Annotated in this window: 19 protein-coding genes and 1 tRNA gene; 9 read left to right on the forward strand and 11 right to left on the reverse strand. The window is 72.8% G+C overall.

Annotation, left to right across the window (positions count from 1 at the left end):
- Positions 1-64: 64 nt before the first annotated feature.
- From ACF09E_RS31230 to ACF09E_RS31260, 7 genes are all read right to left on the reverse strand, one after another.
- Positions 65-508 carry a hypothetical protein gene (locus ACF09E_RS31230; protein WP_361856657.1) on the reverse strand — a complete coding sequence of 148 codons (444 nt, stop codon included), beginning with the start codon at positions 506-508 and terminating at the stop codon, positions 65-67.
- 42 nt (positions 509-550) lie between these two features.
- On the reverse strand, positions 551-1,147 hold the full coding sequence (gene pth / locus ACF09E_RS31235; RefSeq protein WP_361856659.1) for an aminoacyl-tRNA hydrolase: 597 nt from the start codon (positions 1,145-1,147) through the stop codon (positions 551-553).
- Between the two features lie 108 nt (positions 1,148-1,255).
- On the reverse strand, positions 1,256-1,849 hold the full coding sequence (locus tag ACF09E_RS31240; protein ID WP_361856661.1) for a 50S ribosomal protein L25/general stress protein Ctc: 594 nt from the start codon (positions 1,847-1,849) through the stop codon (positions 1,256-1,258).
- 253 nt (positions 1,850-2,102) lie between these two features.
- A complete protein-coding gene (locus tag ACF09E_RS31245; protein ID WP_361856662.1) occupies positions 2,103-3,077 on the reverse strand; it encodes a ribose-phosphate diphosphokinase in 975 nt (324 codons plus the stop codon).
- Positions 3,078-3,197: 120 nt separating this feature from the next.
- On the reverse strand, positions 3,198-4,646 hold the full coding sequence (glmU, locus tag ACF09E_RS31250) for a bifunctional UDP-N-acetylglucosamine diphosphorylase/glucosamine-1-phosphate N-acetyltransferase GlmU (protein ID WP_392209007.1): 1,449 nt from the start codon (positions 4,644-4,646) through the stop codon (positions 3,198-3,200).
- Between the two features lie 107 nt (positions 4,647-4,753).
- Positions 4,754-4,824: transfer RNA gene (locus ACF09E_RS31255), tRNA-Gln, on the reverse strand.
- 11 nt (positions 4,825-4,835) lie between these two features.
- Positions 4,836-5,708 carry a hypothetical protein gene (locus tag ACF09E_RS31260; RefSeq protein ID WP_392209009.1) on the reverse strand — a complete coding sequence of 291 codons (873 nt, stop codon included), beginning with the start codon at positions 5,706-5,708 and terminating at the stop codon, positions 4,836-4,838.
- 115 nt (positions 5,709-5,823) lie between these two features.
- Between ACF09E_RS31260 and ACF09E_RS31265 the strand changes: the two genes are divergently transcribed.
- Positions 5,824-7,170, forward strand: a complete 1,347-nt coding sequence (locus tag ACF09E_RS31265) for a sensor histidine kinase (protein ID WP_392209011.1) — start codon at positions 5,824-5,826, stop codon at positions 7,168-7,170.
- Here ACF09E_RS31265 and ACF09E_RS31270 read toward each other — a convergent pair.
- Complete coding sequence (locus tag ACF09E_RS31270) at positions 7,133-7,624, reverse strand: SUKH-3 domain-containing protein (protein WP_392209013.1); 492 nt, start codon at positions 7,622-7,624, stop codon at positions 7,133-7,135. The two genes, ACF09E_RS31265 and ACF09E_RS31270, sit on opposite strands and share 38 nt — an antisense overlap.
- 10 nt (positions 7,625-7,634) lie before the next feature.
- Entirely contained in the window at positions 7,635-8,150 is a 516-nt protein-coding gene (locus ACF09E_RS31275) for a YwqJ-related putative deaminase (RefSeq protein WP_361856675.1), read from the reverse strand.
- Between the two features lie 267 nt (positions 8,151-8,417).
- Between ACF09E_RS31275 and ACF09E_RS31280 the strand changes: the two genes are divergently transcribed.
- The 4 genes from ACF09E_RS31280 to ACF09E_RS31295 all read left to right on the forward strand — a co-directional run bounded on the left by ACF09E_RS31280 (position 8,418) and on the right by ACF09E_RS31295 (position 15,461).
- Complete coding sequence (locus ACF09E_RS31280; RefSeq protein WP_361856678.1) at positions 8,418-9,416, forward strand: SMI1/KNR4 family protein; 999 nt, start codon at positions 8,418-8,420, stop codon at positions 9,414-9,416.
- Between the two features lie 7 nt (positions 9,417-9,423).
- Complete coding sequence (locus tag ACF09E_RS31285) at positions 9,424-12,042, forward strand: SUKH-4 family immunity protein (protein WP_392209015.1); 2,619 nt, start codon at positions 9,424-9,426, stop codon at positions 12,040-12,042.
- A gap of 158 nt (positions 12,043-12,200) precedes the next feature.
- Positions 12,201-13,091, forward strand: coding sequence for a cellulose-binding protein (locus ACF09E_RS31290; protein ID WP_392209017.1), 891 nt, complete (start codon positions 12,201-12,203; stop codon positions 13,089-13,091).
- Between the two features lie 84 nt (positions 13,092-13,175).
- Positions 13,176-15,461 carry an FG-GAP repeat domain-containing protein gene (locus ACF09E_RS31295; protein WP_392209019.1) on the forward strand — a complete coding sequence of 762 codons (2,286 nt, stop codon included), beginning with the start codon at positions 13,176-13,178 and terminating at the stop codon, positions 15,459-15,461.
- A 9-nt stretch (positions 15,462-15,470) separates the two neighbouring features.
- On the opposite strand, the gene ACF09E_RS31300 is transcribed toward ACF09E_RS31295, so the two are convergent.
- Positions 15,471-15,953, reverse strand: a complete 483-nt coding sequence (locus tag ACF09E_RS31300) for an ATP-binding protein (protein ID WP_392209020.1) — start codon at positions 15,951-15,953, stop codon at positions 15,471-15,473.
- A 102-nt stretch (positions 15,954-16,055) separates the two neighbouring features.
- Between ACF09E_RS31300 and ACF09E_RS31305 the strand changes: the two genes are divergently transcribed.
- Both ACF09E_RS31305 and ACF09E_RS31310 read left to right on the forward strand, forming a co-directional pair.
- Complete coding sequence (locus tag ACF09E_RS31305) at positions 16,056-16,892, forward strand: helix-turn-helix domain-containing protein (protein WP_392209022.1); 837 nt, start codon at positions 16,056-16,058, stop codon at positions 16,890-16,892.
- Positions 16,889-17,167, forward strand: coding sequence for a DUF397 domain-containing protein (locus tag ACF09E_RS31310; protein ID WP_392209024.1), 279 nt, complete (start codon positions 16,889-16,891; stop codon positions 17,165-17,167). Before ACF09E_RS31305 ends, ACF09E_RS31310 begins: the two co-directional genes overlap by 4 nt.
- Here ACF09E_RS31310 and ACF09E_RS31315 read toward each other — a convergent pair.
- Positions 17,050-18,615 carry an MFS transporter gene (locus ACF09E_RS31315; protein WP_392209025.1) on the reverse strand — a complete coding sequence of 522 codons (1,566 nt, stop codon included), beginning with the start codon at positions 18,613-18,615 and terminating at the stop codon, positions 17,050-17,052. The two genes, ACF09E_RS31310 and ACF09E_RS31315, sit on opposite strands and share 118 nt — an antisense overlap.
- 425 nt (positions 18,616-19,040) lie before the next feature.
- Here ACF09E_RS31315 and ACF09E_RS31320 point away from each other — a divergent pair, with 425 nt between their 5' ends.
- Together ACF09E_RS31320 and ACF09E_RS31325 are read left to right on the forward strand one after the other, a co-directional pair.
- Positions 19,041-19,880, forward strand: coding sequence for an ABC transporter ATP-binding protein (locus ACF09E_RS31320; RefSeq protein WP_392209027.1), 840 nt, complete (start codon positions 19,041-19,043; stop codon positions 19,878-19,880).
- The gene (locus tag ACF09E_RS31325) at positions 19,877-22,447 is read left to right on the forward strand and encodes an ABC transporter permease (RefSeq protein WP_392209029.1); all 2,571 of its coding nucleotides are present in this window, start codon (positions 19,877-19,879) and stop codon (positions 22,445-22,447) included. Before ACF09E_RS31320 ends, ACF09E_RS31325 begins: the two co-directional genes overlap by 4 nt.
- Position 22,448 lies beyond the last annotated feature (1 nt).

Below are 22,448 nucleotides of genomic sequence, written 5' to 3' on the forward strand. Positions count from 1 at the left end.
CCCCGTGGAGAACCCTCCACGGGGGCACCTGTGCGTGCGGGGACGGGCCGGGGCAAGCCGCCCCTCAGAGCGCGAAGAACGCCGCCACCAGCAGCGCGGCCCCCGCCCCCGCCATCGACCACGCCGTCCTCGGCAGCCGCAGCCCCCCGCCGATCAGCGGCGCCGCGAGCAGCAGCGCCCCGCCCAGCGGCAGCCACGCGTGCAGACCCCCGCCCCAGCCCGTCCGCACGCCCTCGTCCGTGCCCGGCTTCACCACCACCGGGATCGTCACGCCCTTCTCCGCCGCCACCGACCGCGCGATCGTCAGCGTCCGGCGCGGCGACGCGGGGTCCTCCGGGGCGTAGCGGCCGCTGCACAGGTCGTCGGTGCAGCCGGTCACCGTCAGCGTCCCGTGCTCCCGCCCCTTGGCGAGCAGGACGTGCTGGGCCGAGTTCCAGGAGGCCCAGGCGCCCGCGACCAGCAGGAGGAGGGCGACGAGGGCCATGGCGGCGTTACGGACGTGCGTCATGACCCGCGATCGTACAGTCGTACCGCGCGAGCCCCGCAGGGCTCAGGAGTTGTACGCCGACTGGGCCCGCTCCAGACCCTCCGCAACCAGGCACTCCACCGAGTCCGCCGCCCGGTCCACGAACCAGTCCAGGTCCTTGCGCTCCGTCGACGAGAAGTCCTTCAGCACGAAGTCCGCCACCTGCATCCGGCCCGGCGGACGCCCGATCCCGCACCGCACCCGGTGGTACTCCGCGCCCATCGCCTTCGTCATCGACTTCAGACCGTTGTGCCCGTTGTCGCCACCGCCGATCTTCAGCCGCAGCACCGAGTAGTCGATGTCCAACTCGTCATGGACCGCCACGACATGCGCCGTCGGCACCTTGTAGAAGTCCCGCAGCGCCGTCACCGGCCCGCCCGACAGGTTCATGTACGACATCGGCTTCGCCAGCACCACCCGGCGGCTCGCCGGCCCCGGCGGACCCATCCGGCCCTCGACGACCTGCGCCTGCGCCTTCCCCGCCCGCTTGAACGAGCCCCGCATCCGCTCGGCCAGCAGGTCCACCACCATGAACCCGATGTTGTGCCGGTTACCCGCGTACTCGGGCCCGGGATTGCCGAGGCCGACGATCAGCCAGGGCGCGTTCGCGTCATCCGTCATGTGCGTCGGGTCTCCTCGTCCCACTACGTCCAGGAACATCCAGATACGGAAAACGGGGTGACGGGCCGTGCGGCCCGTCACCCCGTCACGTCAGGCAGAGCCTACGGCTCAGGCCTCGGCGCCCTCGGCGGCCTCGGTCTCGGCCTCGGCGGCCGGCTCCTCGGCCTGCGCGGCCAGGACCTGGAGGACGACGGCCTCGGCGTCGGTCACCAGGGTCGAACCCTTGGGCAGCTCCAGGTCGCCGGCGAGCACGGAGGCACCGGCCTCCAGGCCCTCCACGGAGACCGTGACGGCCTCGGGGAGGTGGGTGGCCTCGGCCTCGACGGAGACGGTGCTCAGGACGTGCTCGAGCAGGTTGCCGCCGGCGGCCAGCTCACCCTCGGCCTGCACGGGGATCTCGACGGTGACCTTCTCGCCGCGCTTCACGAGGAGCAGGTCGACGTGCACGAGGAAGCCCTTGATGGCGTCGCGCTGGACGGCCTTCGGGATCGCGAGCTCGTTCTTGCCGTCGATGTCCAGGGACAGCAGGACGTTCGGCGTACGCAGGGCCAGGGCCAGGTCGTGGGCCGGCAGGGTCACGTGCGCCGGCTCGGAGCCGTGGCCGTAGACGACCGCGGGGACCTGGGCGTTGCGGCGGATCGCACGGGCCGCGCCCTTGCCGAACTCGGTACGGACGGCAGCGGCGAGCTTGACCTCGGACATGGTGCACTCCTCGTAGAAAGGTGACGAAAGTCTGGGTCACCCGGCCACGACTGGCGATGGCCTGCTACGAAGAGCGCGTCGATAACGGACCGCCGTGACCCTGTACATCCGTACGGGTACGGCCTCCCTCGCCGAGCAACTACGGCAGTCTACCGGCCCGCCGCCCCACCACCCAATTGGATCACCCGGACACGGCGGAGGGCCGCTCCCCCGAACGGGGAAACGGCCCTCACGGCTGCGGTACGGCCGAGGCTCAGTGCTCCTCGAAGAGGCTCGTCACCGAACCGTCCTCGAAGACCTCGCGCACCGCGCGCGCGATCGTCGGCGCGATCGACAGCACCGTGATCTTGTCCAGCTCCAGGGCACCCGGAACCGGCAGCGTGTCCGTGAACACGAACTCGCTGACCTTCGAGTTCTTCAGGCGGTCCGCGGCCGGACCCGACAGGATGCCGTGCGTGGCCGTCACGATGACGTCCTCGGCGCCGTGCGCGAACAGGGCGTCCGCCGCGGCGCAGATCGTGCCGCCGGTGTCGACCATGTCGTCCACCAGGACGCAGACGCGGCCCTTCACGTCGCCGACGACCTCGTGGACGGTGACCTGGTTGGCGACGTCCTTGTCGCGGCGCTTGTGCACGATCGCCAGCGGGGCGTCCAGACGGTCGCACCAGCGGTCGGCGACCCGCACGCGGCCGGCGTCCGGGGAGACGATCGTCAGCTTGGTGCGGTCGACCTTCGCGCCCACGTAGTCCGCCAGGACCGGCAGGGCCGACAGGTGGTCCACCGGACCGTCGAAGAAGCCCTGGATCTGGTCCGTGTGCAGGTCCACCGTCAGGATGCGGTCCGCACCGGAGGTCTTCAGCAGGTCCGCGACCAGACGCGCCGAGATCGGCTCGCGACCGCGGTGCTTCTTGTCCTGGCGGGCGTAACCGTACGACGGGATGATCACAGTGATACTCCGGGCCGAGGCCCGCTTGAGCGCATCGATCATGATCAGCTGTTCCATGATCCACTTGTTGATCGGAGCCGTGTGGCTCTGGATCAGGAAGCAGTCCGCGCCACGGGCCGACTCCTGGAAGCGGACGTAGATCTCACCGTTGGCGAAGTCGAACGCCTTGGTGGGAACGAGGCCGACACCCAGCTGGTGCGCGACCTCCTCGGCCAGCTCGGGGTGGGCGCGGCCGGAGAAGAGCATCAGCTTCTTCTCGCCGGTCGTCTTGATCCCGGTCACAGCACTGTCTCCTCAGACGTGTTGTCTGGCCGCCGCCACGAGCTGTCGTGCGCGTGTGCGAGCCAGCCGAATTTGTGTGCACGTATCACGGTACGCCGAGTTCGACGTACCCGTTTCCGGTCAGCTTTCGCCGGCGGAGTCCTCCGAGGCGGCCTGAGCGGCCTGCGCGGCAGCGCTGCCGGGACGCTTCCGGGCCACCCAACCCTCGATATTCCGCTGCTGGCCCCGGGCGACGGCGAGCGAACCGGCCGGCACGTCCTTCGTGATCACGGACCCCGCGGCGGTGTACGCGCCGTCCCCGATCGTGACGGGAGCCACAAACATGTTGTCCGACCCGGTCTTGCAGTGCGACCCGATCGTGGTGTGGTGCTTCACCTCGCCGTCGTAGTTCACGAACACGCTGGCCGCGCCGATGTTCGAGTACTCCCCGATCGTGGCGTCGCCCACGTACGACAGGTGCGGGACCTTCGTGCCCTCGCCGATCGTCGCGTTCTTCATCTCGACGTACGTACCGGCCTTGGACTTCCGGCCCAGGTTCGTCCCCGGACGGAGGTACGCGAACGGCCCCACCGAGGCGTTCTCGCCGATCACGGCGGAGTCGGCGACCGCGTTGTCCACGCGGGCGCCCTTCTCGACGCGGGTGTCCTTCAGGCGCGTGTTCGGGCCGACCACGGCGTCCTCGCCGATGTGCGTCGCCCCGATCAGCTGCGTGCCCGGCAGCAGGACGGCGTCGGGCTCGAAGGTCACGGTGACGTCCACGAACACCGAGGCCGGGTCGACCACGGTCACACCGGCCAGCATGGCCCGCTCGATCAGCCGCCGGTTCAGCAGCGCACGCGCCTCGGCGAGCTGCACCCGGTTGTTGATGCCCAGGATCTCGCGGTGGTCGCCGGCCACCGACGCGCCGACGCGGTGCCCCGCCTCGCGCAGGATGCTCAGCACGTCGGTGAGGTACTCCTCGCCCTGGCTGTTGTCCGTCCGGACCTTGCCGAGGGCGTCGGCGAGCAGCTGCCCGTCGAACGCGAACACCCCGGAGTTGATCTCGCGGATGGCCCGCTGCGCGTCGGAGGCGTCCTTGTGCTCGACGATCTCGGTGACGGCCCCGGTCGCCGGGTCGCGCACGATCCGCCCGTACCCGGTGGAGTCCGGGACCTCGGCGCTCAGCACGGTGACGGCGTTCCCGTCGGCGGCGTGGGTGTCGGCGAGCGCGCGGAGCGTCTCGCCGGACAGCAGCGGAGTGTCGCCGCACACGACGACCACGGTCCCCTCGGGCGCCCGGCCGAGCTCCTCCAGGGCCATCCGCACCGCGTGACCGGTGCCGTTCTGCTCCTCCTGGACGGCGGTGCGGGTCCCGGCGTAGTGCTCGTCCAGGTGCCCCTTCACCAGCTCGCGGGCGTGCCCGACGACCACGACGAGGTGCTCGGGCTCCAGTTCCCGGGCGGCGGAGACGACATGCCCGACGAGTGACCGCCCGGCGATCTCGTGGAGGACCTTGGGGGTCTTCGACTTCATGCGGGTGCCCTCACCCGCTGCGAGGACGACGACGGCGGCCGGGCGTGTGGCGCTCACGGGAATGCCCTTCGGCTTTGGGTGGTGGACGCACGAAGGATACCGGGGGGCAGGGGTGCGGACATGAGCGCGGGTCCTGACCGTGGTGGTCAGGACCCGCCGACAGGCTCCCGGAGAAGGATTCGAACCCTCATTCAATGGACCAAAACCATTTGTCCTGCCCTTAGACGATCCGGGATAGTTCGCCCTCTATGTCCGACTTCCCGTCTGGGTGGTCCGGACCGCCCCTACTATGCCGCACCAGGCCCCCTCGATGCGACGGTACAGATCGGCGCTCCCGAGGATTTGGATCACCAGGCACCCGTGGTAGCCGTCGCCGACGTTCTTGCGGTTGGTGCGGGGCGTGTGGCGTTTGAGGGTGGTCTTGTTGAACGTCGAGGCGTCGACGCCGACGAGGTCGCTCCAGTACCGCTCGGCGGCCGCCGCGTCGGCGGTCTCGTGGATCATCACGTAGTACCTCCTGCGCGCGGGTTCGACGCGGAGGAGGTCCAGCCAGGCGGTGAAGACCCGGATCATCCCGGGATCGCTGTTCACGAACGTCACGCGCTCCCGACGGGCGTGCGCCTTGTCCTTGGTGCCCTCGGCCCAGTAGAGCCCCACTCCCAGCAGGAAGAGCTCGCGCTCCGACAGCTCGCCGATCTCCGCGGCCGCCGCGTCCTTGGCGGCCCGCCGCTCCTCCTCCCGCCGTCGCAGGACCGGCTCCCATCCTCGGCGGGCGATCTCGGAGGCCTCCTCGCGAGACCGCTTCCGTTCCGGCTTCGGCAGATCCCGTACCCACAGGGAGATCGAGCTCTTCGAGCAGCCCAGTTCCAGCTGGATCCGGTCGTAGGTCATGCCCCGGAGGCGTAGCTCCCTGGCCCGGGCGCGGAAGTCGTCCTTGGCGTTGGGGCGTTTCGTCCACTCCGGTGGCGGTTCGCCTTCGAGGAGGCGGTTGAGGAGGTCGTTGTTGTCGATCCGGAGGCGGTCCCGGATCCGGCGGCGGCTGAGTCCCTCGCGGCGGAGCGCGACCGCCCGGTCCCGCAGGTCCTCGAAGTCGGCGTACTTGCTCGATTCGGCTGTCATGTGAACACCCTCGTCCGGAATGCGGACATCCGGGTCGAAAGCCCTGTCGATTCAACAGTTCGAGGGACTGGTGTGTACCGCGTTGACGCGAGGGCTCGCCCGTAGGGTGGTGGGTATGACCGTGACGGGGGCAGACCGGGGCGCCGTGGGTGTCGGGAATCGGTGGTGGTGGGGGAGGCGGCGGAGTGCCGTCCTGGATGTGGGGCTCGCTCTCGTGTCCGCGCTGGAGTGCGGACTCGAAGGGGTCGGGTTCGCCGAGAAGGCCGCGCTGCCCGTGCCCGTCGGGGTCCTGTTCGGACTGGTGATCGGGTCGGTACTGCTGGTGCGGCGGCGTTCGCCCGTCGTCGTCGTGCTCGTGTCGATCGCCGTGACGCCCGCCGAGATGGGCTTCCTGATGGGGATCGTCGGGCTGTACTCGCTCGCCGCCTCCGAGGTGCCCCGGCGGATCACCGCCCTGCTCGCGGGGATGTCCACCGTCGCCGTGTTCGTCGTGACGGCCGTGCGGATGCGGCAGGACCTCGCCCAGGCCGACGTCGGGCAGCCCGAGATCGACCCGAGCGGCTGGTACGTGCCGGTCGTCGCGGTCTTCGTGACCCTCGGGCTCAACGCCCCGCCGCTGCTCTTCGGCCTCTACATAGGGGCGCGCCGCCGGCTCATGGAGAGTCTGCGGGAGCGGGCGGACAGTCTGGAGCAGGAGTTGTCGCTGCTGGCGGACCGGGCGGAGCAGCGGGCGCAGTGGGCGCGGCAGGAGGAGCGGACGCGGATCGCGCGTGAGATGCACGACGTGGTGGCGCATCGGGTGTCGTTGATGGTGGTGCACGCGGCCGCCTTGCAGGCGGTGGCGTTGAAGGATCCGCAGAAGGCGGTGCGGAACGCGGCTCTGGTGGGGGACATGGGGCGGCAGGCGTTGACGGAGTTGCGGGAGATGTTGGGGGTGCTGAGGGAGGGGGCGGCTCCGGTGGCTCCGGTCTCCGTGCCGCTGGCGGCCGTGGGGCGGGCCGCCGCCGCTGCCGCCGAGGCCGCCGCCGAGGACGGTCCGTGTCTGGACGCGCTGGAGGGGCTGTGCGAGCAGTCACGGCTGGCGGGGACGGTGGTGGACCTGGTGGTGGTGGGGGAGGTGCGGTCCTATGCGCCGGAGGTGGAGCGGACGGCGTACCGGGTGGTGCAGGAGGCGCTGACGAACGTCCACAAGCACGCGGCGGGGGCCGATGTGGTGGTGCGGCTCGCGCACCGGGGGGCGGAGGTGGCGATGCAGGTGGAGAACGGTCCGTGTCCGGTGGACGCGGGGGTCGCGGACGTGGGGCTGCCGAGTGGGGGGAACGGGCTGGTCGGCATGCGGGAGCGGGTGCTGCGGCTGGGCGGTGTGTTCGTGTCGGGGGCGACCGACGCCGGGGGTTTCCGGGTGTCGGCGGTGCTGCCGACGGTCAGCCCGCTGTCAGGCGGGCCGGCTGTGCGCCCGTGACGAGGGTGGCGAGGGCGGTGTCGATGTCCTTGCCGAGGTACCAGTCGCCGGCGTGGTCGAGGCTGTAGACGCGGCCTTCCACGTCCATGGCGAGGATCGCCTGGTGGTCGCCCTCCTCGCCGAGGGGGGCGAGCTCGGTGTCGAGGGCGCGTCCGAGGTCGGCGAGGGTGCGGGAGAGGTGGAGTCCGGCGAGCGGGTCGAAGCGGACGGCGGCGGGCGCTATCTGGCGTCCGTGGCCGGGCGCGGTGATCCGGAGGCCGCCGAACTCGGCCCAGGCCTCGACGACGGCGGGGAAGACGCTGTGCCGGTGTCCGGCGGGGGAGAGGTGGGCGCGGAGGGTGTCCGCCCACTCCTCGGCGAGTTTGATGTCCCAGCGGCCGGGTTGCCAGCCGGCCTCGCGGAGGGCGGCGTCGACGTTGACCGGGAACCGGGTGGTGCTGAGGTGGTCGGGCATGGGGGTGGGGTCAGCCGTTCTCGACAGGCGTGGTGGGGTCGACGGTGCGGACGCCGAAGTGGGCGAGCATCGCCGTGCAGGAGCGGCAGGGTGCGGCGTAGCTGCCGTGCAGGGGGTCGCCGTCCTCGCGGATGTGCCGGGCGGTGAGCTTGGCGTGTTTGAGGGAGCGGCGGGCTTCGCCGGGGGTGAGCGGTTTGCGCTGGGCGCGCTTGGAGCGGGCGTTCTCGGCGGCGGTGAGGTGCCGGGAGAGCAGGATGGCCTCGGGGCAGCGTCCGGTGAAGCGTTCGCGCTGGCCGCTGGTGAGGGTGTCCAGGAAGTCCTGCACGAGGGCGTGCAGGGCGGGTGGCCGGTCGCCGCGTCCGGCGGTACAGGTGAGGGTCGTCTCGCCGCGGACGGAGAGGGCGGCCCCGACGGTGGGGAGGATGCCGTCGCGGCGCTGACGCAGTAACGGTGCGCGCGTGGTGTCGGCGCTGCTGCTCCAGTTGAGGCGTGGGTCACCCTGTGTGGGCGTCGGTGCTGTGTGCATGGTGCTGGTCTTCCCCTCCTGCAATCCCCCGAGTTGCGTGGACAGCCTGCCAAATAGGGAGCCATATGGGGAAGCTGGGGCGCTGAAACGCCGCTTCGGTGTGTCGGAATCATGGTCGACCTGTCATGGCGTCGTGACACGTGGTCACTGCCGGATCGGGCCGGTTCGGGGTCTTGTGGCAGCGCATAGGCTGTGCGGCATCAGTCAGGAGCAGCCAGCGGCTGCGGGTAGTAGCAGTCAGCGACGCCAGTGCAGGGGGCAACCGCCATGACGACAGGTCGGCTCGGGCAGGACACCGCGCCACCGAACGCCGCCTATGCCGGGCAGGTCGTGCACTTTCCGGATCCGGTCCGGGCCTCCCGGCATCCTCGCGGGGTGCGGGTGGACGAGTTCGGTTTCCCGGACTTCTCGCCGTACGCGCGTGCGGCGGCGGAGATCGCCGATCCGCCGGAGGGTTTCGGTGTCGACGAGCTGCGGCTCACCGACTACGTGTCGGCGAACGCGGCGATGGCGGCGACGGGTCATGAGCTGTGGGACACGATTCCCTCGGTGGCGACGCCGCACGGCTGGACCTGGCACCACGTGGCGCGGAGCCGGCGGATGGAGCTGGTGCCGGTCGAGGTGAAGGCGTTGCTGCGTCATCACGGCGGGGTGGCGACGGCCGCCGTCGACCACATGAAGCGGGGGACGCGTCCGCTGCAGGAGACCCGGCCGGCGCACTTCGGCCTGCCCAAGGGGCGGGTGTCGGTGTCGGAGCAGCAGCTTCAGGGCGTGGAGGAGGACCTCGGCTACCGGCTTCCGGGGGCGTACCGGTCGTTCCTGCGGGCGGCGGGCGGGTGCGCCCCGGTGGGGGCGGCGCTCGACGCGGAGCTGGGGCTGCTGGTCGACCAGCCGTTCTTCACGGTGCGGGAGGAGGCGGGGGTCAACGACCTCGTCTACGTCAACAAGTGCCTGCGTGATCACCTGACGAAGGACTACCTGGGGGTGGCGTTCGTCCAGGGTGGTCTGGTCGCCCTGAAGGTGCGGGGTGAGGGGGTCGGTTCGGTGTGGTTCTGCGCGTACGACGACGCCCGGGACTCCGGCGAGGCGGCGGCGGGCTGGTCGGCGGCCGAGCGGGTGGGGCGGCTGCTGCTCCCGTGCGGTGCGGACTTCGATGCGTTCCTCCAGCGGTTGGCGGGCAATCCGCCGGAGCTGGAGACGGTGGCGAACCTGATGGTGGACGGCGGCTTCGCGCGTGCGGTGCCGGTCGTCCCGGTGGGGGAGTGAGTGGGCTGTGGTGACGTTCGCGCAGGCGCAGGAGCGCGCCGAGGAGTGGATCAACGGCGACCTGCCGGGGTACCAGCACCGTGAGGTGCGGGTGCGGGAGTTCGAGCTGGGGTTCGTGGTGTGGGCGGAGGACCGCGAGGGCGGTCCGACGTCGGACGGCGGGCGTCAGCGGCTGGTGATCGCCCGGGACAGTGGTGAGGCGACGCTGTGGCCGGGGCTGCCGGTGGGTGAGGTCATCCGCCGGTACGAGGAGGAGTACGGGGCGGCGGAGGAAGTTCCGGCGCAGGCGGCGGTGCCGGCGGCGCGGATCGATCTGAACCAGACGTCGTTCCTGTTGAGTCCGCCGGAGTGGTTGCAGGACGCGGCGGACCGGATCGGGTTGCCGAAGCAGCCGAACGCGTCGCAGGAGAGCGGTGCGTCCTCGGCGTCGGCGGACGACGTGTCGGAGCCGGTGGCGGCGGCGGAGTCGGGGCCGTCGGCCTCGGTCGCCTCGTCGTCGTCGGCTTCGGAGGGCGCGGGGGTGTCCGCGGTGCCGGGTTCCGTCGCGTACGAGCCGACGGCGATGGACGGGGTTCCGGCGGAGCGTCCGGTCGCGGATGCGGCTGCGGCTGGGGATTCGGCGTCCGGGGGCCCGGGGTCCGCGGCCCCGGAGGTTCCGGCGCCGGCGGGTCCGGAGGCCGGCGTCTCCGGTGGTCCGGCTCAGGCCGGTCCGGACGCCCCGGCGGCCCCGGCCGCTCCGGTGGCGCCCGCGGCTCCGCCCGTTCCCGCTTCCGCGCCGACCCCGCCGCCGGCGTCGAGCCCGTGGGCGGACGCCAACGCGAGTGCGGGCGGGGCGGACGGTGCGGTGCCGCTGCCCGCGACCGTGTTCGCGCCGCCGCTGTCCGGCACGGACGACGAGGACACCCCGCCGCCGCAGGTGGGCGCGGACGCGCCGACCGCCCTGATGAAGGGGGGCAGCGCGCTGCCCCCGACGGCGGTGTCGCCCCGGCTGAACCCGGCCGCGCCGGCTCCCGGCCCCGCTCCGGCGGGTCCGGCCGCGCCCCCGGCGCCGCCGCAGGCCGCCGGTCCGGGCGTGCCGCCTCCGCCCGCTCCCGCTCCCGCGCCCTCGGCGCCGGGTGCCCGGGACATCGCGGACGAGGCGACCAGCAAGGCCGCGCTGCCGCCGAAGGCGAACCGCGGTCCGGCCGGGCCCCCGCCGCCGCCCGGAGCTCCCGGCGTCCCCGGCGGGTCGTCGGGCGCGGGCGCGTACATCCCGACGCAACTGGTGTCGCAGCTGGGGCCCGAGGGTCCCACGCCGCCCGCGCAGCCGGGCCCGCCCGGCCCGCCGCCGGCCCCGGCCCCGCCCGCGCCGCCGCAGCCCGTGCACCACGCGGCGACGATGCTTGCGCATCCGAACCAGGGCGGTCCCGGCGCGCCGCCGCCGCCTCCGCCGCCGCCGGGTGTGCCCGGTACGCCCGCGGGCGGCATCGAGCACGCGGCGACGATGCTGGCCCACCCGGGACCGGGCGGTCCGGTGGCGCCGCAGCCTCCGGGTCCGCCGGCTCCGCCGCCGCCGCTGCACGGCGGCCAGACCCCGCCGCCCGCGCCGGGCCCCGTGCCCGGTCCGGTTCCGGGGGCCGCGCCGCCGGCGTACGGCTATCCGCAGCCGGCGGGTCAGCCGACGGTCGGCCCCGGCTACCAGGCGGTGCTGCGCTATCGCGCGCCCGACGGTTCCGAGGCGCAGATCATCCGGCGTTCGGCGCCGGGCACCCCGCATCCGGAGTGGCAGATCCTGCACGAGCTGCGCGCGATGAACGTGCCGCCGCAGCAGGTGCTGGAGCTGCACACGGAGCTGGAGTCCTGCGAGCTGCCGGGCGGCTACTGCGCGCGGATGATCAGGGAGACCTGGCCGCAGGCGCGGATCACGAGCATCGCCCCGTACGGCCGTGATCACGCGGGCCGTCAGCAGGGCATGCGGCAACTCCTCACCCACCAGGGCGAGCTGCACCAGGTCGCGGACGGTCCGGCGCGGCCGGCGCCGGTGCGTGCGCCGCTGCCGCAGGTGCAGCCGGCGCCGCCGATCCCGCCGGAGGGCATCGCGCAGGAGCTGGCGGGGGCGTTCGGTCCGGGCATCCTCCGCTTCGACCAGCGGGCGGTGTCCCGGCAGGGCGTGCCGGAGCTGGTGGCGCGCACGCTGGTGTGGGCGGGGCTGCCCGCGGACTTCGGGCCGTTCTTCTGGGCGCAGCCCGCGGTGCCGGTGGTGCCGACGCTGGCGGAGCTGGCCGCGCAGCGGCAGGTCCAGCCGGCGCCGGACGCGAGTTCGTACCTGGTGCTCGGTTCGGACTTCGGCCGGGCGATCTGCGTCCAGTACGGGACCGCGCACATCGTGGCGGTGCCGGTGGAGGCCGGTCCGGGCGGGCAGTCGGTGCCGGCGCAGTTCGTGAACACGGGGCTGCCCGAGTTCACGCGGGCGATGGCGCTGCTCGGCCGGATGTGGCGGCTGCGGTTCGGGCTGAACCCGGAGCAGGCGGGGCGCTGGACGGTCGACTTCCAGGCGCAGCTGGCGATGCTGGACCCGGCGGCGCTGTCGTCGCCGGAGAACTGGTGGTCGGTGCTGCTGGAGCAGATGTGGGACGGCCTTCTGTAGGGGGAGGGGCCGGGGTTTCCCGCGGACGCCGCTGGACAGACTCCCTGGACAGAATGTGATGAAAGGCGCTCGACGTGTGTGCACGTTGGGCGTCTTTTGTCCGTTCTGATGCAGCATCCTGGACGTTCGGTCGGGTCACAGGGAAGGGGCGCCAGGGGATGAGTTTCGCTGTCGGACGGGGACGCGGCTATCGGCCGGAGCAGGTCGACCGCTACCTCGCCGCGCTCGCCGGGGACCGTGACGGAGCCTGGGAGCGGGCCGCGCGGCTCACCGTCCTCGCCGAGGAGGCGGAGGCCGAGGCGGCCCGGCTGCGCGCGGCCGTGGAGGCGCTCGTACCGCACCGCTACGAGAACCTCGGCGCGCGGGCGGGGGAGATCCTGGAGCTGGCCGAGCGGGAGGACGAGTCGCTCGTACGGTCCGCCGAGGCGGCGGCGCAGGCCCTCGCGGAGGCGGCGGACACGGCCGCCCGGGAGGCGGCGGAGGCGGCCCGGGCGGACGCGGAGGGCGTCCGGGAGGCGGCCGAGGGAGCGGCGGGCAAGACCCTGGCGGCGGCGCGGGCGCGGGCCGAGGAGCTGACGACGGAGGCCCGGCGCGAGGCGGACGAGCTGCTGACCGGGGCGCGGGAGGACTTCGAGGCGATCGAGCGGCGCGCGGCGGACCTCCTCGCGGAGCAGGTCGCCGAGCAGACGGCCGTACGGGAGGAGGCGGAGCGTGCGGAGGAGGCACGGACGGCCGCCCTCGACGCCCGGCACGGGGAGCTGACCGCCGCGGCGGAGGCGAGGCTCGCGGAGGCACGGCGGACCCTGGCGCAGACCGAGGAGGAGGCCCGCCACGGCCAGGAGGACGCCGAGGCCAGGGCGTCCGGGCTGCTCGCGGAGGCCCGGATGAAGGCGGAGCGCGCCGAGCGCGAGACGGAACGGGTGCTGCGGGAGCACGAGGAGGCCCGGGACGAGATCCACGGCCACATGGACCACATCCGCGACTCGTTGGCGGCCCTGACGGGCCGCGCGGGGACGACGGACGGGGACGGGGCCGGGGACGAGGGGTAGTCGGGGCCCTTCCGCCTCCCCCCAACGGCCGGGGGCCGTCTGACGTCGGATAACCTCCCCTCTCCCAGGGGAGGGAACATGAACATGCACGTCACACGCACGCGCGGCCGCCGTCTCGCGGCCGTCGCCGTCACCGTCGTCCTCGCCGCCTCGGGCGGCACGCTCACCGCGCTCCCGGCCGCGGCCGCCCCCGCGCCCGCCGCGGCGCAGGAGGGCCGGCAGGCCCCCGTGTCGTTCCCGCGCAACGCCGACGTCGTCGGCGCGGGCCCGAGCGGTTTCCTGTCCAAGACCCGCGGCGCCTCGCCGGAGTTCCGCTGGACCTGGTACGCGGACGGCTCGTCCGTCGTGCTGCCGGGGGCCACCGAGGCCGCCGCCGGCGGCGCGGACCTCGTCGTCACCGTCGACCGGTCCGCCCCGGTCGCCGGCCGGGTGGTCCGGGTCTACGACCTGGCGAAGCCCACCGCCGCTCCGGCCCCCCGGGAGGTGAGCCTCGACGCCCTCGGCGACGGCTTCTTCTTCGAGGGCGTCGCCGGCGCCACCATGCTCCTCGGGCAGTACGTGGCCGGCGGCCCGCAGAAGCAGTACGCCGTCACCCTCGACGACAACCCGCCGAAGGCCCGCGCGGTGGCCGGAGGTGCCGGAATCGACTGCGCCGACGGCCGCGACGGCTGGACCGACACCGCCTCCGTGCTCTACGAGTGCAGCCTCGACGCGACCGGGACGACGGTCAAGATCCTCGTCGACCTCGCCTCGGGCACCTCGAAGTGGTACCCCCAGCATGACGACCAGTGGGCCCGCGAGGGCGCCGTCTCCGGCACCCACGTGGCCTGGCGCGAGGCCCGGATGTCCGGCAGCCGGTCCGTCCACGGGATCGTCGCCTTCGCGCGCGACAGCACCACCGAGCGGTGGATCCCGTCGGACGACGACCTGAGCGACCCGCTGTACCTGGTCGGCGGCTGGGTGGCGTCCGGCCGGAAGGCCCACATCGAATCGTCCACCTCGGCGCCCGGCGTGCCCCGACCGACGGTGCGGCCGTTCACGGCCCAGTCCGTCGCGACCGGAGAGAAGGTCCAGCTCCTCACCGCCTTCTCGTCCGCCGTCGCGGGCCCCGACGGCAGCCTCCTCGTGCGCGGCGGCACCCCCGAGCACGGCGAGGGCCTCTACCGGGTCTCGCCGCGCTCCGACGGCGGACGTCCGGACGTCGCACTCGTCGCGTCCACCGGGCAGTCGACCGTCCTGGCCGTCACCCGTTCCACCACCCCGACGACCCTGACCGGCGAGCAGGCCGCACGCGGCTTCGACTTCGGCTGGGACCTGTCCCGGGCGGACGCCGACGTGTGGCTGACCCTGACCCGCGTCGGCGGCGGCGGCAGGACGATCAACACCCGCCTGTACGCCCAGAACCCCGCCGCCCCCGGCCTGCCGGGCCACCTCACCTGGCACTGGGACGGCAAGGACCTGGACGCCGCCGACTGGGACGCCCCGGCGCGCAACGGCACGTACGAGTGGCAGCTCACCGCCCGCCCCGACGAGGGCATCGGCCCCGACGTCGTCTCCACCGGCCGGTTCACCGTGACCCGGCCGGCGGCCCCGCACGACTTCGACGACGACGGCACGGCCGACCTCCTCGTCCGGGACACCGCCGGAGTGCTGTATCGCTTCGGCACCCGCCCCGCCGCTCCCGGCGGCTCCCTCGCGGACACCGGGGGCTCACGCGTCGGCGGCGGCTGGGGTGCCTTCGACCGGCTGGAGACCGTCGGGAACGTCGCGGGCTCCACCGCGCCCGACGTGATCGCCCGGGAGAAGAGCGGCGTCCTCTGGCTCTACCAGGGCACGGGCGACCGGGAGAAGCCGCTCGCGGCCCGCACGAGGATCGGGTCCGGCTGGCAGACGTACACCGAGCTCGCGGGCGGCAGCGACCTGACCGGCGACGGCCGCGCGGACCTCGTCGCCACGGACAAGGCGGGCGCCCTGTGGCTCTACAAGGGCACGGGCTCGGCCACCGCCCCCTTCGCGGCGCGCCAGCAGATCGGCCACGGCTGGGGCGTCTACAACCAGCTGACGGCCACCGGCAACCTCGCCGGCGGCCCGGCCGGGGACCTCGTCGCCCGTGACAAGGACGGCGTCCTCTGGCTGTACCTCGGCAAGGGCGACGGCACCTTCGCCGCCCGCACCAAGGTGGGCGCCGGGTGGGGCGGGTTCGCCGGGCTCACCGCCGTCGGCGACGCCAACGGCGACGGACGGGCCGACCTGGTCGCCTCGAACGGCGCCGAGACCTTCTACGCCGGTACGGGCGACTGGTCGGCGCCCTTCAAGCGCGGCGCCGCGGTGTCCCTCACCCAGGAGACGACCTACAACGCCGTCTTCTAGAGGGACCGTTCAGGGGAGGGCGCACTCCGCCCACACCGTCTTCCCCGGCGCGCCGACCCTGGGGTACCAGCCCCAGCGGTCCGCGAGCCGCTCCACGAGCAGCAGCCCCCGGCCCCCGTCCGCGAGTCCCTCCTCCGGACGGGGGCCGGGGCGCACCGGCATCCGCTCCCCCCGGGTGTCCCCGACCTCGACCCGCGCGACGGCCGGGACCCCGTGCAGCAGGCGCAGGAGGAGCAGGAAGTCCCGCCCCGGCACGTGCCCGTGCCGCACGGCGTTCGTCGCCAGCTCGGCGGCGACGAGGACCACGGCGTCGTGCGCCGGGGTGCCGAACGGCACACCCCACTCGTCCAGCCGCACCGCGACGAGCCGCCGGGCGAGCCGGGCGCCCCGGGCGGTCGAGGTGAAGCGGAGGGTGAAGACCTCACGGCCCAAGTAGGGCGACGCACCGGTGGGTTGGGTGGTGCAGGTGAGGCTGTCGATGTTGCTCGTCATGCCCCCTACGCTCCTCTTGGTCGCGTAGCGTGACCAGGGGTGACGTACCGACGCCACGGTCTTGTACGTGCGGTGTCGGTGCAGGTACGAGAGGTGGGCGCGATGGCGGACGAGTGGGGCGCGGTACCGGTGCCGGGGACCGGCCAGGAAATCGCGGTGGCGTTCGGGAAGACCCTGAAGACACTGCGGATGAGGGCGGGGCTGGGACGGGAGGAACTGGGCAGCCGGCTCGGCTACTCGTCATCGACCATCGCATCGTTCGAGCAGGGCCGGAGGATCCCGTCGCCGCGCACGGTCGAGCAGGCGGACGAGGTTCTGACCGCCGACGGCGTGCTGTCGGTGTGGAAGGTCCAGCTGGAGAACGCGCAGTACCCGGCGGGCTTCCCGGGCCTGGTGGAGTTGGAGAAGACGGCGATCGAACTCCTCCACTACGAGAAGTTCTTGGTCAGTGGCCTGTTGCAGACCGAGGAGTACATGCGGGCGGTGCTCGCGATGCGGCGCCCTCCCTTGGATCCGGATCTCGTGGAGCGGAGGGTGGCGTCCCGACTCCGCCGTCAGAAAGACGTCTTCGGGCGGCGCCCTGAACCCTTGAACAGTTTCGTCCTGGACGAAGTGGTGCTGCGGCAGCCGTACGGCGGCAAACAGGTCCTTCGTGCGCAGTATGAGCGACTGCTCCACATCGGGCACCAGCCGCACACCGATATCCAGGTCATGCCGATGGACCGGGAGGAGAACGCGGGGATGGGAGGACCGTTCACGATCGCCACGCGGAAGGACGGTAAGCGGTTCCTGTACTTCGAGGCGACTCATCAGATGACGCTGGTGGCCGAGCCGGAGCAGGTCACCGTCGCCGCCGTGCGCTTCGGGGTGATCCGGTCGCAGGCCCTCCCTCCCCGAGAGTCGCTCGAGTTCATCGAGAAGTTGTTGGGGGAGCTGTGAGCAGCACGGGAGCACTCTGCTGGTTCAGGGGCGGTTGCAGCGATGGTGACGGCGGCGACTGCATCGAGGTCGCTGCCCGCGCCGGAACCGTGCCCGTCCGTGACTCCGAGGCGTCGGGCTCGCCTCCGCGGAGTAGTACAACCGCCGCCTGTACGCGTCAGCCCTCCGCGCTCCGCCGCTCCCCCTCCTCCAGGACCGGGAAGCGGCGGGGCGCCAGGGTGAGCAGGACCAGGAGGGCCAGGGCCGCCGCGCCCGCCGCGCCCACGAAGACGTAGTCGACGGCCGCGTCGACCGCGCGCCGCAGGCCGTCCATCGCCCCCGCCGTCAGGGACTCGGGCGCGTCCAGCGCCCGCGCCAGGGTGTCCAGGTCGCCGCCGCCCAGGCGGGCGGCGAGCACGCCGTTCGCCACGGCGCCGAACAGGGCCGCGCCCACGCTCTGGCCGACCTGGCGGCAGAAGAGGACGGACGCGGTGGTCGTGCCCCGCTCCTCGTACGGGACGGTCGACTGCACGCCGACGATCAGCGGCAGTTGGAAGAGGCCGAGGGCCGCGCCCAGGAGCAGCATGATCAGGGCGGGCTGCCAGGGTTCCCCCGGGAACGGCAGGAACGGGAAGGCCAGGAGCAGGAGCAGGGCGAGCGAGATGCCGATGACGGCCGTCAGCCGGAAGCCGATCCGGCCGTAGACCCGGTTCGAGAACGCCGCGCTGATCGGCCAGCTCAGCGTCATCACCGAGAGCACGAACCCTGCCGCGATCGGCCCGAGACCCAGGACGGACTGCGCGTACGTCGGCAGGAAGACCGTCGGCGCGACCATGAGCAGGCCCAGCGCGCCCAGCGCGAGGTTGACGGCCGAGATCGTCCGGCGGCGCCAGACCCAGCCGGGGATGATCGGCTCGGCCGCGCGTCGCTCCACGAGGACCGTGACCACGCCGAGGACGGCCGACCCGGCGAGCAGACCGAGGGAGGGGGCCGACAGCCAGGGCCAGGCGACACCGCCCTGGACGAGGGCGGTGAGGAGCAGCGCGCCGGTCGCGAAGATCGCGAGGGCGCCCGCCCAGTCGATGCGTACGGGCGCGCGGGGAGTCGTCCGGGCCGGTTCCTTGAGGTGCCTGACGATCAGCCACAGCGCCACCGCGCCGATCGGCAGGTTGATCAGGAAGATCCAGCGCCAGTCCGCGTACCCGGCGAGGAGGCCGCCGGCGGCGGGGCCGGCCACCGAGGAGGCGGCCCACACCGAGGAGAGCTTCGCCTGGATCCTGGGGCGCTCCTTCAGCGGGTACAGGTCGGCGGCGATGGTCTGGATCGTGCCCTGGAGCGCGCCGCCGCCGAGGCCCTGGACGACGCGGAAGGCGATGAGGGAGGCCATGTTCCAGGCGGCCGCGCAGAGCAGGGAGCCGATGAGGAAGAGGACGACTCCCGCGACGAGGACGGGCTTGCGGCCGAAGGTGTCGCTGAGCTTGCCGTACACGGGCAGGGTGACGGTGACGGCGAGGAGGTAGCCGGAGAACAGCCAGGAGAAGACGGAGAGTCCGCCGAGGTCGCCGACGATCTGGGGGACGGCCGTGGAGACGATCGTGCCGTCGATGGCGGCGAGGCCCATGCCGAGCATGAGGGCGGCGACGACCGGGCCGCGGTGGCGGGGCCGTGCCGGGCCGGGTGCGGCGGTGGGCGTTCCGGCCCTGCCGGCGGGGCCGCCCGCCGGCGTCGTGGAGGACTCGGTCACCGCGCGCTTCCTTTCTTCGTACACCTAAATGTCGGTCGTCAGGGTCTCACCCGCACCCGAGGCGGTGGAACCCCCCGCGCCTTCCGGCCGAGCCGATGGCCCTCCGCCGGAGGGCCGAGCCGAGGCCCTCCACCCTGAGGGCCCGGCCGAGGGCCTCCACCTCAGGGTGGAGGCCCTCACGCCTGTCCGGACGTGGGCGGCACGGGCCGACGGGGAGGTCGGAGGCACGGCCGCCCGTCCCGGAGCGCAGGGCGGCGCGGGCGCCCACCGGGCGGCGGGGGTGCCCCGGGTGGACGCCCCTTAGGGGGATCTCCCCCATACGGCCCAGGGGTCGTTCGTCCCGGCGGAGGAGGAGAACTCCCGGCCCCGCTCCTTAACTTGAACTTACAAACCACCCACCGCTTCATGCCACCTAGGAGAGAACCGTGACCACGGCTGTGACCATCCCCAGGCACGGGGGAGACGATGAAGGTGCGGCGCGCAGCGCCTCGTCGAGGGGCGGTGGTCGGGCGGCGGGTGGGAGTACGGCCGTCGCCGCGCGGGCGCGTCAGGTCGTCAAGTCGTACGGCGCCGGGGAGACCCGCGTCGTCGCTCTCGACTCCGTAGACGTCGACATCGCCCGCGGACAGTTCACCGCCATCATGGGACCCTCGGGTTCCGGCAAATCGACCCTGATGCACTGCCTCGCCGGCCTGGACACCGTCACCAGCGGCGAGATCTTCCTCGACGAGACCGAGATCACCCGGCTCAAGGACAAGAAGCTCACGCAGCTGCGCAGGGACCGCATCGGCTTCATCTTCCAGGCGTTCAACCTGCTGCCGACCCTGAGCGCCATCGAGAACATCACGCTCCCCATGGACATCGCCGGCCGCAAGGCCGACGCCGAGTGGCTCCGCCGGGTCGTCGACACCGTCGGCCTCTCCGAGCGGCTCAGGCACCGGCCCAACGAACTCTCCGGCGGCCAGCAGCAGCGCGTCGCCGTGGCCCGCGCCCTCGCCGCCCGACCCGAGATCATCTTCGGGGACGAGCCGACCGGAAACCTCGACTCGCGGGCGGGCGCCGAGGTCCTCGGCTTCCTCCGCACCTCGGTCGACGAGTTGGGGCAGACGATCGTCATGGTCACCCACGACCCCGTCGCCGCCTCCTACGCGGACCGGGTCCTCTACCTCGCCGACGGGCGGATCGTGGACGAGATGCTCCGGCCCACCGCCGACGCCGTCCTCGACCGCATGAAGGACTTCGACGCGCGCGGGCGGACCTCATGAGCGTCCTGAAGACCTCCCTGCGCAACTTCTTCGCGCACAAGGGACGCATGGCGCTCTCCGCCGTCGCCGTCCTGCTCTCCGTCGCGTTCGTCAGCGGCACCCTCGTGTTCACCGACACCATGAACACGACGTTCGACAAGCTCTTCGCGTCGACCGCCTCCGACGTCACCGTCAGCCCCAAGGACACCGACCCCGGCGACGTGCCCCAGGGCGGCCGCCCCGAGTCCTTCCCCGCCTCGCTCGTCGAGCGGGTCCGCAAGACCGAAGGCGTCCAGGCCGCACAGGGCTCCGTCGTCTCCACCGGCGTCACCGTCGTCGACGCGAAGAACAAGAACGTCGGACCCACCAGCGGCGCGCCCACCATCGCCGTCAACTGGAGCCCGAACGAGCTCCGTTCGATGGAGATGACCTCCGGCCACGAGCCGCGCGGCCCCACCGAGGTCGTCGTCGACGGCGACACCGCCGAGAAGCACGGCCTCAAGATCGGCGACGAACTGCGGACCATCTCCGTCGTCGGCGACTTCACCGCGAAGATCTCCGGCATCGTCGACTTCAAGGTCACCAACCCGGGCGCCACCGTCGTCTACTTCGAGACGGCCGTCGCCCAGCGCGAACTCCTCGGCAAGGAAGGCCTGTTCACCCAGATCACGGCCGACGCCGAGACCGGCGTGACCGACGACGCCCTGAAGGCGAACATCGCCGCCTCCCTCGGCGCCGGGTACACCCTGCAGACCGCGGCCGAGGCCGCCGACGCGGGCCGCGAGGACGTCGCCGGCTTCCTCGACGTCATGAAGTACGCGATGCTCGGCTTCGCCGGAATCGCCTTCCTCGTCGGCATCTTCCTCATCGTCAACACCTTCTCCATGCTGGTCGCCCAGCGCACCCGCGAGATCGGCCTCATGCGGGCCATCGGCTCCAGCCGCCGGCAGGTGAACCGCTCCGTCCTCATCGAGGCGCTGCTCCTCGGGATCGTCGGCTCCGTCGCCGGAGTCGCCGCCGGTGTCGGACTCGCCGTCGGACTCATGAAGCTCATGTCCTCGATCGGCATGGAACTCTCCACCGACGACCTCACCGTCGCGTGGACGACCCCCGTCGTCGGCCTCGCCCTCGGCATCGTCGTCACCGTCCTCGCCGCCTACATCCCGGCCCGCCGCGCCGGGAAGGTCTCCCCGATGGCCGCCCTCCGCGACGCGGGCACCCCCGCCGACGGCCGGGCCGGGCGGGTCCGCGGCGCCATCGGCCTCGCCCTCACCGCCGCCGGAGCGGCCGCCCTCGTCGCGGCGGCCCGCGCCGAGGAGGCCGCACCCGGCTCCCTCTGGCTCGGCCTCGGCGTCGTCCTCTCCCTGCTCGGCTTCGTCGTCGTCGGCCCGCTCCTCGCGGGCGGGGTCGTCCGCGCCCTGGGCGTCGTCGTCCTGCGGATCTTCGGCCCGGTCGGCCGGCTCGCCGAGCGGAACGCGCTCCGCAACCCGCGCCGCACCGGCGCCACCGCCGCGGCCCTGATGATCGGCCTCGCCCTCGTCGCCGCCCTGTCGGTCGTCGGCTCCTCGATGGTCGCCTCGGCCACCGACGAACTCGACCGCTCCGTCGGCGCCGACTTCATCGTCCAGTCCGGCACCGGCCAGCCGATCGTGCCGCAGACCCTCGCGGCCCTGGAGAAGACCCCGGGCCTGGACCACGTCAGCGAGTACAAGTGGGTCGACGCCACCGTCACCGACCCGCGCGGCCGCACCACCACCGCCGACCTGGCCGCCACCGATCCGACGTACGTACGGGACCTGCGCCGGGAGACCACCGCCGGCACCCTCACCGACGCCTACCGCAAGGGCGCCATGTCCGTCGGCAGCGACTACGCCACCGAGCACGGCGTCAAGGTCGGCGACGTCCTCACCCTCGCCTTCAAGGGCGGCGAGAAGGCGAAGCTCACGGTGAAGGCGATCACCGCGGACACCGGACAGGTCGACAAGGGCGTGATGTACATCGACGTCGCCACCCTCGCCGAGTACGTCCCCGCCGACCGCATGCCGCAGAGCCTGCTCCTGCTCGCCAGCGCGAAGGACGGCCAGGAGGACGCGGCCTACCAGGCGCTCAAGGACGCGCTCGTGCCCTACCCGCAGTACAAGGTGAGCAACCAGGCCGACTACAAGGAACAGCTGAAGGACCAGGTCGGACAGCTGCTCAACATCGTGTACGGGCTCCTCGCCCTGGCGATCGTCGTCGCCGTCCTGGGCGTCGTGAACACCCTCGCCCTGTCCGTCGTCGAGCGGACCCGGGAGATCGGCCTCATGCGGGCCATCGGGCTCTCCCGCCGACAGCTGCGCCGCATGATCCGGCTGGAGTCGGTGGTGATCGCCCTGTTCGGTGCGCTCCTCGGCCTCGGCCTGGGCATGGGCTGGGGCACGGCCGCCCAGAAGCTGCTGGCCCTGGAGGGCCTCGGGGTCCTGGAGATCCCCTGGCCGACCATCGTGACGGTCTTCGTCGGCTCGGCCTTCGTGGGCCTCTTCGCGGCCCTGGTCCCGGCGTTCCGGGCGGGCCGGATGAACGTCCTGAACGCGATCGCGAGCGAGTAGC

The sequence above is a fragment of the Streptomyces sp. NPDC014891 genome (genome assembly GCF_043081085.1).
Taxonomy (GTDB): Bacteria; Actinomycetota; Actinomycetes; order Streptomycetales; family Streptomycetaceae; genus Streptomyces.

What these genes read in the sequence shown, in the direction of transcription:
- ACF09E_RS31280 (WP_361856678.1), top strand. Translation starts at nt 8,418, where the DNA reads ATGACGACAGGTCGGCTCGGGCAGGACACCGCGCCACCGAACGCCGCC.
- ACF09E_RS31240 (WP_361856661.1), bottom strand. Translation starts at nt 1,849, where the DNA reads ATGTCCGAGGTCAAGCTCGCCGCTGCCGTCCGTACCGAGTTCGGCAAG.
- ACF09E_RS31295 (WP_392209019.1), top strand. Translation starts at nt 13,176, where the DNA reads ATGCACGTCACACGCACGCGCGGCCGCCGTCTCGCGGCCGTCGCCGTC.
- pth (WP_361856659.1), bottom strand. Translation starts at nt 1,147, where the DNA reads ATGACGGATGACGCGAACGCGCCCTGGCTGATCGTCGGCCTCGGCAAT.
- ACF09E_RS31325 (WP_392209029.1), top strand. Translation starts at nt 19,877, where the DNA reads ATGAGCGTCCTGAAGACCTCCCTGCGCAACTTCTTCGCGCACAAGGGA.
- ACF09E_RS31230 (WP_361856657.1), bottom strand. Translation starts at nt 508, where the DNA reads ATGACGCACGTCCGTAACGCCGCCATGGCCCTCGTCGCCCTCCTCCTG.
- ACF09E_RS31270 (WP_392209013.1), bottom strand. Translation starts at nt 7,624, where the DNA reads ATGCCCGACCACCTCAGCACCACCCGGTTCCCGGTCAACGTCGACGCC.
- ACF09E_RS31305 (WP_392209022.1), top strand. Translation starts at nt 16,056, where the DNA reads ATGGCGGACGAGTGGGGCGCGGTACCGGTGCCGGGGACCGGCCAGGAA.
- ACF09E_RS31275 (WP_361856675.1), bottom strand. Translation starts at nt 8,150, where the DNA reads ATGCACACAGCACCGACGCCCACACAGGGTGACCCACGCCTCAACTGG.
- ACF09E_RS31300 (WP_392209020.1), bottom strand. Translation starts at nt 15,953, where the DNA reads ATGACGAGCAACATCGACAGCCTCACCTGCACCACCCAACCCACCGGT.
- ACF09E_RS31290 (WP_392209017.1), top strand. Translation starts at nt 12,201, where the DNA reads ATGAGTTTCGCTGTCGGACGGGGACGCGGCTATCGGCCGGAGCAGGTC.
- ACF09E_RS31265 (WP_392209011.1), top strand. Translation starts at nt 5,824, where the DNA reads ATGACCGTGACGGGGGCAGACCGGGGCGCCGTGGGTGTCGGGAATCGG.
- ACF09E_RS31260 (WP_392209009.1), bottom strand. Translation starts at nt 5,708, where the DNA reads ATGACAGCCGAATCGAGCAAGTACGCCGACTTCGAGGACCTGCGGGAC.